General features: G+C 55.9%; 8 protein-coding genes and 1 tRNA gene. 7 read left to right on the top strand and 2 right to left on the bottom strand.

From position 1 onward, the window contains the following. Positions 1-19: 19 nt before the first annotated feature. Positions 20-94 (top strand) — tRNA-Met (locus Q1A59_RS16530). A 74-nt stretch (positions 95-168) separates the two neighbouring features. Here Q1A59_RS16530 and pgsA read toward each other — a convergent pair. After that, complete coding sequence (pgsA, locus tag Q1A59_RS16525; protein ID WP_298407414.1) at positions 169-771, bottom strand: CDP-diacylglycerol--glycerol-3-phosphate 3-phosphatidyltransferase; 603 nt, start codon at positions 769-771, stop codon at positions 169-171. A 400-nt stretch (positions 772-1,171) separates the two neighbouring features. On the opposite strand from pgsA, the gene Q1A59_RS16520 reads away from it, so the two are divergent. The 5 genes from Q1A59_RS16520 to Q1A59_RS16500 all read left to right on the top strand — a co-directional run bounded on the left by Q1A59_RS16520 (position 1,172) and on the right by Q1A59_RS16500 (position 8,554). Next, on the top strand, positions 1,172-3,109 hold the full coding sequence (locus Q1A59_RS16520; protein ID WP_299645257.1) for a histidine kinase N-terminal 7TM domain-containing protein: 1,938 nt from the start codon (positions 1,172-1,174) through the stop codon (positions 3,107-3,109). Beyond that, on the top strand, positions 3,078-3,452 hold the full coding sequence (locus tag Q1A59_RS16515; protein WP_299645256.1) for a response regulator: 375 nt from the start codon (positions 3,078-3,080) through the stop codon (positions 3,450-3,452). Before Q1A59_RS16520 ends, Q1A59_RS16515 begins: the two co-directional genes overlap by 32 nt. A 63-nt stretch (positions 3,453-3,515) precedes the next feature. Next, positions 3,516-6,398 carry an ATP-binding protein gene (locus Q1A59_RS16510; protein WP_299645255.1) on the top strand — a complete coding sequence of 961 codons (2,883 nt, stop codon included), beginning with the start codon at positions 3,516-3,518 and terminating at the stop codon, positions 6,396-6,398. Continuing rightward, positions 6,391-7,959 (top strand): response regulator, encoded by a 1,569-nt coding sequence (locus Q1A59_RS16505; protein ID WP_299645254.1) that lies wholly within the window; start codon positions 6,391-6,393, stop codon positions 7,957-7,959. The genes Q1A59_RS16510 and Q1A59_RS16505 overlap by 8 nt, the downstream gene beginning before the upstream one ends. 1 nt (position 7,960) lies before the next feature. After that, positions 7,961-8,554 carry an ATP-dependent Clp protease proteolytic subunit gene (locus tag Q1A59_RS16500; RefSeq protein ID WP_298490621.1) on the top strand — a complete coding sequence of 198 codons (594 nt, stop codon included), beginning with the start codon at positions 7,961-7,963 and terminating at the stop codon, positions 8,552-8,554. On the opposite strand, the gene Q1A59_RS16495 is transcribed toward Q1A59_RS16500, so the two are convergent. Continuing rightward, the gene (locus Q1A59_RS16495) at positions 8,472-9,599 is read right to left on the bottom strand and encodes an alpha/beta hydrolase (protein ID WP_298407401.1); all 1,128 of its coding nucleotides are present in this window, start codon (positions 9,597-9,599) and stop codon (positions 8,472-8,474) included. The two genes, Q1A59_RS16500 and Q1A59_RS16495, sit on opposite strands and share 83 nt — an antisense overlap. A gap of 9 nt (positions 9,600-9,608) precedes the next feature. Between Q1A59_RS16495 and mnmE the strand changes: the two genes are divergently transcribed. Continuing rightward, positions 9,609-10,967 (top strand): tRNA uridine-5-carboxymethylaminomethyl(34) synthesis GTPase MnmE, encoded by a 1,359-nt coding sequence (gene mnmE, locus Q1A59_RS16490; RefSeq protein ID WP_298407399.1) that lies wholly within the window; start codon positions 9,609-9,611, stop codon positions 10,965-10,967. Positions 10,968-11,096 lie beyond the last annotated feature (129 nt).

Raw genomic sequence — 11,096 nt, 5'->3', positions numbered from 1 at the left:
AGTTCCCCCATTGCTCTGACGCGGCGTGGAGCAGTGGCAGCTCGTCGGGCTCATAACCCGAAGGTCGCAGGTTCGAATCCTGCCGCCGCTACCAATCTTACCCTCACCCCCGCCGGTATACCGGCGGGGGTGAGAGTGTTTAGCGGGCAACATATCTTGACGAATACGCTATCGTTCTGAAGGTCGAGGTGACCACCCACGGCGCAGCAGCGGCCACGCTTGCCAGAGATATTCAATCCCGGAGCCAATCGTCCAGATAAGGGCAAGCGCCATTGGGATGGGCCAGAGGTTGAGGAGCGGGATGAGCAAGCCACCGGCGAGTAGTCCGAGGAAGCCGCCGGTTTCAGCGTGGGCAGCAAGGAGTCGCCAGATCAGCGCCACGACCGTAATCACGAGCTTCTGCTTACCAAAGCGACGAGCCGAAATGACAACCCCTTCGGCAGCGGCGAATGAACGGAGCCCAGAGACGACAAATTCCCGAACAATGATCGTGAGGGCAACCCATGACGGCAGCAGCCCAACCTCAATCATAGGTATAAGGACGCCAGCAACGAAGATCTTGTCGCTAATCGTATCGATAAAGATGCCAAGGGGTGACACCACCTTCAGATGGCGAGCCAGCCGGCCATCGGCCATATCACTCAACGCCATCAACAACAGCAAGAACGCCGCACTAAGATAGGCGGTTGGCGTTGCAACTAGCACCAGCCCTGCCAGAATCGGCGTCGCAATGATACGGAAAAGGCCCAGCAGATTGGGAAGCTGTCGCATGGTTTCCTACTCGGATCTACGCCTTACTCTGCACTTCGATTATAGCACACTGGGCCTCTAATATTTTATTGACATAATTTTGGTAAAAATGAATCCCTTGCTACCTACCATGGTATAATTCAGATCAATCATCGTGGCCGGCAAACAAAGTCGCTTAGTGAGCCAAACGGTTTGTCGCCGAAAACTGATCGCAACCTAGCGACTATTGCCGCAGCGCGAGGTGGGTGAAGAGCGATGTCATTGTTTGGAGAAGAGACGTTGCTGTGCAACGTCTTTACCTTCAATATTAAAGATGCGAGTGCGTAACCTGATACCACCTCGTTTATTCTATGCAGGTCATGATTGTTGCAATAGAAACTGGTACTTTGTGGTAGTTGCATGAACTGCGACGCATACCGATATGGTCACACTACTTGAACGAATCAACGAAGTACTGTTTGCGGCAGTATTGATTGTCAGCTTTTCATTATTGGCCTACATTGTGCTGCAAAACTGGCGTAGCGATATTGTGCGCGCGCTTGGTGTCTTGTTAGCTGGAGTCATCATCGCCTACAGCGGCGATTTGTTGCTGGCCCGCGCGCAACGTCTGGAAACGGTTGAATTTCTGGGCAGGGCGCAATGGTTGGGCATTGTATTGGTTCCGGCGGGTTATATTCACTTTGCGAATGCCTTGTTAGCGTTTGGCAATGCTAACACTCTCGCCCAACGCTGGCGGCGCAGCGTGTATTTAGCATATCTAGGCAGTATTATCATCTTTCTTCTGGTTGCGCTTGGCACAAATTTGGTGATTCACACTGGGATGCCAAGCGGCCCTGTCGCCCAATTTCAAGCCGGGCCATTGTTTTGGTTTTACGTCGTCTTCTTTGTTGTGGCAGCGACAACTGCGCTGATCGCCATCCTAACCGTGCGTCGCTTGGCATTAACGCCATCGCAGCGCCGGCGGTTGAGTTATCTGAGCGCGACATTTGCCGCGCCCGGGATTGGCGTCTTCCCGTTTTTACTCATTGCCTCCCCTAGCGCTGCGCCAATCAGCCTAATACTAGCGTTACAGGCAATTGCTAGCGTCATCGTGATTGTGATGGTCACGGTCATGACGTATTCTGTGGCGTTTCAGGGCATGCTCATCCCTGAGCGGCTAATCAAGCAAGATTTTGTCCGGTGGTGGTTATATGGCCCCTTCGTCGGCATAGCTACGATCCTGTTTATTCAGGCGGTGCCGGTCATTGCCCAGCAACTTGGCTTACCACAGGAGACGCTCATCACCTTTGGGGTGATGGTGATGACAGTCTTAATGCCGATCTTTGTGACGCAGGCCAAACCATACCTTGACGCTCTGATCTATCGCCAAGATCATTCTGAGATCGACTATTTGCGCAACTTGCCGCGCAATATGTTTACCCGAGCCGATCTGCGGGCGTTACTCGAAAACTCATTAGTCGCAATCTGTAACCCCTTGGGAGTGAAAACAGGCTTTGTGATCGCGCCGGGAGAAGATGGATTTAGCGTCAAAGCCTTATGGGGATCGCGCCGTGAAGTGCGCCGGTTTGTGACCGAACATCCAATTGCCAACCTGATACCGCAGCTTGATGCGATGCCTTATGATGCCAGCGCTAGTCTGGATAGCGGATCGTTTGTGGTGATCGGGTCATTTTGTTTATTGCCGTTGCGTAGTCCCGATGGTGTCTTCCTAGGTGCGATCGGGCTTGAGGCTACACCCGAACAATTGCAACGCAACGGTGGGATGTCGACCGAGATGCGACGCATGGTAACCGGGTTGGCTCATCAAATCGAGTTGGCGCTGACAACGGCGCAGATGCAGCGGCAAATTTTTGATGCGCTGCGTGGGTTAGCGCCAGAGATGCAGTCGTTGCAACAACTCAGTTCACGCTTAGAGCAAGCGACACCGAGTACCTTAAGCACGATCGAGGATGACATCGTGCTCCATCCCGATTTTCCGCAACTGGTCAAAGAGGCATTAACGCAATTTTGGGGCGGGCCAAAGCTGGCAGACAGCCCATTGCTTGGCTTGCGTAGTGTGCGGCGGGTACTTGCCGAGCAAGGCGGTAGCCCGACCAAGGCTTTGCAGGCCGTATTGCGGCAAGCGATCGCGAATTTGCGACCCGATGATCAGATCGATCCTTCGGCGCAGGAGTGGCTATTGTACAATCTGTTAGAAGGGCGATTTTTGCGCCGGCAGACGGTGCGTGATGTCGCTCATCGCCTTGCTATGAGCGAGTCAGATTTTTACCGGAAGCAGCGGATTGCGATTGAAGAGGTCGCGCGCCAAATCTTGTTAATGGAAGAACATGAGTGCGAAAATTCTACTGGCCGAAGATGAGATCGATCTGCAACTGATCACGCGCATAGCGCTCGAAGACGCAAATTATACCGTCGTTATCGCGAATAATGGTTTTGAAGCGTTGGAGCAACTTGCATGTCAGACCTTTGATCTCTTGTTGATCGATGTCATGATGCTGCAGATGGATGGATTAGAGCTGTGTCAGCGGTTACAGTACCATCCGGTTTGGCGCCAGATACCGATCGTCTTGCTCACGGCTAGCCCCAGAGTGCGGGATTTGCCGCAACACTTGCCATCTTCAGTGCGCGGTTGGGTTGAAAAACCATTTAATGTGTTTGCACTGGTGGAGAAAGTTCAATCAGTGCTCGCTGGCGAGTGTTGATAATCGCATGCTGCCATACGCTAGGCTAAGCATCGGTGTTCACGTGAACAGGTGTACATGGTCGTGGAATTACCTGATCGATCAGCCCTTCTAGCCATCCTGTGCCGGCAGATGTATCGCGCCCCGTCGCGTGAGGTCGTATGGCAGGTATTGCTTGATGGCGCACGCAGCCTTGCTATGGCGAAGGTGGCGTTGATCTATCGACTTGAGCCTGAAAGCGATCAATTGCAGCGGTTTGACGATCAGACCGATCCAGTCGCAAGTGTGGCTCCGCAACAGATTAGTATTCCACACTACTTGATGCATGATTTGCGGTTGTTGCGGCAACCGCTGCTCTTTACACCTGATCGACAATCAACACCGCTGGCCTTGGCATTGACCCATGCGATCTGGCCTGAACAGCCGCCAACGCAGATTGTTTTCTTGCCCCTCGTGTCCCACGGCACGTTGCAGGGTCTGTGCATCTGTGGATGGAATGCACTCGTTGCTCATGAATACGTCGGCGTGTTGCAATTTCTAGCCGATGATGCCATTTATGCTCAGACACGGTTTGATTATGCCGACGGTCTGCATAAAGCCGAACCGCTGCCGACGGATGCTTTCGTCGATCTCGCCTTACTCTACACCCATACCCCCGATCAACTGATTGGGGTCGCGCTAGAGCAACTAGTGAGCGCCGTTGGCGCCGCAGCCGGTGCGCTCTATCTCTACAATGATGAAGCAAGCCGGCTTGAGTTAAAGACGGTGACGACTAGTGCATCGTTGCCGGCTTTTGCAACCGTACTTCACCAGCTATGGCAACACGAGCTTGGTCAGCAGATGCAAACGTTGGCCGCGTCATTGCTCGAGTCAGACGAGGAAATCGCTTATCTGCCAATAGATTATTCTCAATCACCGGTACCCGGGACATTACACGCATTTCTGCGTTCGTATGCTATTACCGGTGTACTTTCACTGACGATCGTCGTCGGTGGATGGCAGGCTGGTGTTGTGCAGTTAGCGCCGTGGCCAAGCAATCGTTTCAGCGAACGGCAGGTGCAGTGGCTGCGCCTATGGGCGCGGCAAATTGGCGCGGTGATTGAGCATACCCGGCTCTTTGAGCATTTGCGGATCGAGCTTGATCGGGCACAGGCAGTGGTGGAAACGACCAACGATGGCATTATTATGATTGACCTTCAGCGCCGAGTTGTGATGGTCAATCGGCGAGCCTGCTATTTCTTTGGTGTGGCCGAGCATGATCTTAAGGGCCGGTCGTACAATGACCTGTTACTTATTTTTGGCCGGGTTTTTGCCAATAGTACCCGCTTGACATTCTGGTTGGGGCAACTACTAGGTTCAGAAACCGACCGCGCTAGTGAAGAGTTTCAGGTGATTTGGCCAGAGGCGCGCCGGTTGCACTGCTTTTCAGCGCCGGTGATTAATCGGCGTGAGCAGTATTTAGGACGAATCTTGATCTTCCGCGATGTGACGCGCGAGCGTGAAGTTGAGCGCCTGAAGGACGATTTTGTCTCAACCGTATCGCATGAACTGCGGACGCCACTCAGCAGTATTCAGGGGGCACTGCAACTGGTGTTAGGTGATGCTGCGCGGGGCAAGCCCGGGCTTGCTCCTGATCTCGCCGCGCCGGTACGCTCAATGCTGCAAGTGTCGCTGGCAAATACTGAACGGCTCATTCGGCTGGTGAATGATATGCTTGATATTGCGAAGATCGAGCAGGGACGGTTGCGGTTGCAGCCGAAGCCGATTGCACCGATCGAGATCGGCCGGAGCGCCGTGGAGGAACTGCGAGCGTTCGCGCGCCAGTATGGCGTGACCATTTCGCTGAACGTGCCGTCCAATTTACCATTGGTGGAAGTCGATCGCGATCGTATTGTGCAGGTAGTGATCAACTTGTTGTCGAACGCGATCAAGTTTTCACCGAAAGGACAGCAGGTGCTGTTGAGCGCCACCCACGAGCAGAACGTCGTGCGCTTTAGCGTGCGCGATTGGGGGCCCGGCATTGCCCGTGCCGATCAGATGCGATTGTTTCAAAAGTTTCACCAACTCGACCAATCGATCAATCGCGAAAAAAGCGGTTCTGGACTGGGGTTGGCTATCTCGAAGGAGTTAGTTGAACTACACGGTGGCAAGATTTGGGTTGATAGTGATCTTGGCCGGGGAAGTACGTTCAGTTTTACAGTGCCGGTGGCGAAAGTGCAGCCGCAACCGGTTGCAAGTCAACTCCCGCTGATTATCGTTGCCGACGGTGCTCATCCGTGGGTCGCCAAACTACGCGCTGCGTTAGAAGCCGATCCCGACTGGCACGTGATCCAGATACAGGCGGATGACATTAATGTCGCTACACCAGCGCGCCAGCCGGCATGTCTGGTCTTAATCGACTCTGGCAATCTCGATGATCGAATCAGTCAAATCCGCGCAGTTCCGCTTTACCGGATTGTGCCGATGATCGTGATCAGTCAGGTGCCAGTGTCGAGCCGCCTGCGTAATACCAGTGTCTTGTCGTTTGATAGCCCGGTTGAAGACGTTATTGCCGAAATTCGCCGCCAGCTTGCCGAACCGCAGCCGCTGGTGCTGGTAGTTGATGATGATCCGAATGTGCGGACGGTGTTGATGCGTATTTTGCAGCGGCACCGCATGCGGGTGTTAGCGGCCAGTGATGGGATTGAAGCGCTAGAGTTAGCGCAGCATTCGCGACCGCATGCAGTTTTGCTTGATCTACGTATGTCCGGTATGGACGGTTTGGAGGTGTTGCAGCGGTTACGGGCGCAGCCGGATACAGCGACGATCCCGGTTGTGATTTTGACCGCCAACGACTTGGGGCCTGATGCGTCGGCGCAAGCATTCAATCTTGGCGCGTGCGGTTTTCTCGAGAAACCGGTTACGGCTGAGCGTCTTATCGCCACGTTGACATCCGTTATGCAGACACGTAAGGATGATGATGAATAAGGCTCCGTCAGAAGTGGAAAAGTTTATCCATCAGCTTGCATCACCACTCACGGCGTTACAGAGCGCAGTAGACTTGCTGGCGCATCACTATGGGCAAAGTGATGATCAGCGATTACGCAACTTGATCGGCTCGTTGCAGCGATCGACAGCCCGCTTGCGCCAGTTTAGCCAACTCTTAACGGGCCGGTTGCAGATGGAAGGCGATATGATCGTTGCGCGGGTACCAATTGAAGCGTATCAGCCGGCGATGCCGGCACAGTCAGTGTCGGCGCCAGTCATTTCAATCGGCCCGGAATTGGCAGTGCTGGTGGGTGGGGCGATGCTTGATGGGCTTGCGCAGACGTTGGCTGAAGCGGGCTTAGATGTGCAGCGCGTAACGACTGGGGCCGCTGGCCTTGATCTTGCCCGTCGCCGTCGGCCTCGCTTGCTGGTGATAGCTGAGGAAATCACGGACATTGATCCGCCTACCTGTGTCCAGATTGCCCGTACCGATCCGGAAACGCGCGAGGTTGCGGCGGCGGTGGCGAGCCACCACCCATTGGTTGGCGGCACCGTACCGCTACTCGATCTGAGCCAACCGCTGCTTAATCAAGTGCAGCGCTTGTTGACCGCGCATCAGTATGAGCGGGGGATGCCACGGATTCTCTTGGTTGATGATGAAGCGGAGATTCGGGTTGCGCTTGGCCAACAATTGACCGATGCCGGGTTTGTGGTCGTGACGGCAGCGGATAGTGCGACAGCGGTGCAATTGGCGACTACGCAGCATTTCGATCTTGTCATGCTCGATCGGTTGTTGCCTGATGGCGATGGTTTGCAGATATTACATACCCTGCGCGCTACGCCGGCGACGCGGTTGGCGCCGGTGGTGTTGCTGTCTGCGGTCAGCGCACTGGATGAAAAGGTGCGGAGTTTGCAATTAGGCGCCGATGACTATATCGTGAAACCGTGCAGTGCAGCGGAATTAGCGGCGCGGATCCGTTCGATTTTGCGCCGGAGTGAGCGGGATAGCAGCGTGAATCCGCTATCACGGTTGCCCGGTAATATCGTGATTGAACGAGTCATTCACGAACGGCTGGTGCAGCAGCAACCGTTTGCGGTGGCGTATATCGCTCTCGACCATTTTAAAGAGTATAATGATCACTACGGATTTTTTAAGGGCGATGCGGTGATTGTGCATACGGCCCGGCTTTTGGCTGACATCGTGCATTGGTATGGCGAAGCGGACGATTTTCTTGGCCATCTCGGCGGTGATGATTTTGTGTTAGTAACGACGTTGGAACGTGCGCAACGCCTTGGTCAAGAAATGATCAAGCGCTTTGACGCGACGATCCCCTACTTTTATGCAGCAGAGGATCGCGAGCGAGGCTATATATTCGGTCACGACCGGCAAGGTCGTCCATACCGTTGTGCATTGCTGAGTGTCTCGATTGCAGTTGTGCCGGTAGCGCCATCACACTATCGGCAGCCTTACGAGATTGCGCAGCGAGCAGTGATAGTGAAGCGACAGTCAAAGACGATGACCGGCAGTTGTTTGCTGGTTGATCAATCAGAAAGAGGATGATATGCCTTCCATTCCGGTGCCAACTATTGTAGAGCGCACCAGCCGGGGAGAGCGGAGTTGGGATATTTTTTCCCGCTTGCTAAAAGAACGAGTGATTATTATTGGCGAGCCGATTGATGATGAGTTGGCCTCGTCGGTGGTGGCACAGTTGTTGGTGTTGCAGCAGCAAGACCCTGAGCGTGATATCTGGATGTATATCAATAGTCCGGGTGGCGTTATCCGGGCGGGGTTGGCGATCTACGACACCATGCAGCTCGTGACGCCTGACATCTGTACGGTGTGCGTGGGCCGGGCGGCGAGCATGGCGACAGTACTGCTTTGCGCCGGGGCGAAGGGGAAGCGGTTTGCCTTGCCGCACGCGACGATCCATTCGCATCCGGCTGGCGGCGGCGCAGAGGGGTATGCGCCGGATGTGCAAATTGCGGTTGAGGAGATGTTGCGGTTGCAACGGTTGCTGCGCGAGATTATGGCCAAACACTCTGGCCAGCCGGTCGAGCGGTTGGAAGCCGATTTTAGCCGTGATTTTTATATGACCGCGTCGCAGGCGTTAGAGTATGGTTTGATTGATGCGATTTTGACGCCGCAGCAGCGGTGAGCTGCCGGCGGAGCCAATCGGCGGTCAGGGTGATACACGCAAGATCGATTGGCAGCGAGATATGGCTGGCAAACGGCAGAAGGTGATATTCAGCCCAATCGGCAGCCAGCGCAGCGATTTCGGCGGCTGCTGCTGGCGGGACGATAGCGTCGCGGCCAGCATAGACCATCAGCGTAGGTAAGGGCGGTTGACGATGCGCCAGCATGCGAAGACTCCTCGGCACGTCAAGCGCATCAAAGAGATCCCACGTGCCAATTGTAGCCCGAATGCCGCTCGTCTGCCACGCCTTGATCACGTGGTCAATGGCGCCATCGCGGAACAGATGGAGCATACGCGGTTGAATAATGGCCAGCGCCTCTCGAATCTGCACCTGCCGGTATTCACGCGCAGTTAGTCGCAGTCGTGGTGGCACTTCCCACAGCGCGAGCGCATCCACCGGCGCACCATTGGCAATAGCGCGGGCCAACACTGCACCGCCTAAACTCATTCCGAGCGCACCGATCTGTTGGTAACGCTGTTGCAGCCATTCCAACGGATCGGTGACGCTATCAACCATCTGCGGAAACGATTGCGGACGCGGACTCTCGCCGTGGCCGTCAAGGTCGATCAGTAACACCGCTAGCCCGCGTGCAACCAAGGCATCAACGAGTCGCCATGCGTAAAAGGTTTTATCGCAGCCTGAGCCGTGTGTTACCAGTACCGCTGCCGTTGCGCTGCCACGGGGGACAATGTGCAACACCGGCACCGGGCCGTGGCGAGCGGGGAGATCGAGCCGGCTAATGTAGCGATCGGAATAACTTCCCGGCTGGAGCTGCCGGCGTGGATTGAGATCGCGTCGGCGCAAGGTGGCTAAACCAAGCTGGATGATGAGCGCGGGGATCAAGAGCGCGATAGTGACGGGCCAGCCTGCTGCCGGTAGATGCCAACTCAGCGCCGCCAACGGGATGGCAAGCCGTTCGCTCCAGCTCAGACCGCGTAATCCGGCAAGATTGGCGAGCGTATTGTAGAGGGTGATCAAGCGGAAGAGTGTAGCCAGCAGACGCACGGAACCTCGATGAGTGACACGATTGCAGCGATTGCAACCCCTCCCGGTGAGGGGGGTATTGGTATTATACGACTAAGTGGGCCGGATGCTCAATCGATTGCACTGAAAATCTTCCGTCCGGCGCGCGCGGGCCGGTTGCGCAGCCATCGGGTACGCTATGGGCATGTGATCGGGCCTGATGGGGCGGTCATTGATGAAGCGTTGCTGACCTTCATGGCCGCGCCGCACAGTTTTACCCGCGAAGACGTGGTTGAAATCTCGTGCCACGGTGGTGCGTTGCCAGTACAGCTTACGCTTGAGGCGGCATTGGCTGCCGGCGCGCGATTGGCCAATCCCGGCGAATTTACCATGCGCGCTTTTTTGAACGGGCGGATCGATCTGAGCCAAGCTGAAGCCACGCTCGATGTGATCCGGGCGCAGACGAGCGCGGGGTTGGCGGTGGCGCAAGCTCAACTCGGCGGATGGTTGGCGCGGGAAGTGCGGGCAGCGCGGGCCGCCTTGCTTGAACCGCTGGCCTACATCACTGCGCTGATCGACTTCCCGGAAGAGGGGATCGAGCCGCAGACGGTGGCTGAGCCGGTGGCGCAAGCGTTAGCGACGGTGGAGCGGTTGTTGGCCGGGGCTGATCAGGGGATGGTGATCCGCAACGGCGCGCGCGTGGCGTTAGTAGGCCGGCCCAATGTCGGCAAATCGAGTTTGCTCAACGCCTTGTTGCGGGTCGAGCGGGCGATCGTGACGCCGATCCCCGGCACTACCCGCGACACACTCGAAGAGACGGCCAATCTGGCCGGCGTACCGGTAGTCTTGATCGACACTGCCGGCATGCGGGTCAGCGATGATCCGGTAGAACAGATTGGGGTTGAGCGAGCGCGATCGGCGCTGGCTAGCGCTGATCTGGTATTGTTAGTGTTTGATGCCCAGCAACCGTTTACTGCCGAAGACGCGGCGATGCTGTCAGTCACTGCCGAACGGTCTACCATTATCGTTTGGAACAAGTGCGATGATCCGACTAGCGCGCCACCGCCAGCGCCGGCGCATCCGCGTTGTGTGGCAGTAGTGGCGTGTTCGGCACGCTATGGCCACGGAATCGATACGCTGGCGAAGACGATTGCTACCACGCTCCTCGGTGGTACGCTACCGGCCAGCGGTACGACCCATCTGGTTAGCAACCCTCGCCATCGTGCGGCTCTGCGCCGCGCAGCCGAATATTTACGTGCCGCTCAAGAGACCCTGATGGCTGATCCAGCGCTCGATCTGCTGGCGGCTGATCTCACCGGTGCAGCCAACGCACTCGGTGAAATCACCGGCGAGACGGTGGGCGAAGATCTGCTCGATGTGATCTTTAGCCGATTCTGTATTGGGAAGTAGGTGCTGTGTTACAATGACGTTGTGCCGTTACACCGCGAATAAGGAGGAACGCGCATGAATAAGAAGACCATCCGCGATGTGGATTGGGCCGGTAAACGTGCGCTGGTGCGGGTTGATTTTAACGTACCG

This window comes from uncultured Chloroflexus sp., from assembly GCF_937951745.1.
In the GTDB taxonomy this organism is placed as follows: domain Bacteria; phylum Chloroflexota; class Chloroflexia; order Chloroflexales; family Chloroflexaceae; genus Chloroflexus.
The sequence above is the reverse complement of the archived record's forward strand: the minus strand, read 5'-3'. Positions and strand labels throughout refer to the sequence as shown.

Excerpts from the sequence above, each read along its gene's own strand:
- mnmE (WP_298407399.1), top strand. The coding sequence starts at position 9,609 with ATGAGTGACACGATTGCAGCGATTGCAACCCCTCCCGGTGAGGGGGGT.
- Q1A59_RS16500 (WP_298490621.1), top strand. The coding sequence starts at position 7,961 with ATGCCTTCCATTCCGGTGCCAACTATTGTAGAGCGCACCAGCCGGGGA.
- Q1A59_RS16505 (WP_299645254.1), top strand. The coding sequence starts at position 6,391 with ATGAATAAGGCTCCGTCAGAAGTGGAAAAGTTTATCCATCAGCTTGCA.
- Q1A59_RS16520 (WP_299645257.1), top strand. The coding sequence starts at position 1,172 with ATGGTCACACTACTTGAACGAATCAACGAAGTACTGTTTGCGGCAGTA.
- Q1A59_RS16515 (WP_299645256.1), top strand. The coding sequence starts at position 3,078 with ATGAGTGCGAAAATTCTACTGGCCGAAGATGAGATCGATCTGCAACTG.
- pgsA (WP_298407414.1), bottom strand. The coding sequence starts at position 771 with ATGCGACAGCTTCCCAATCTGCTGGGCCTTTTCCGTATCATTGCGACG.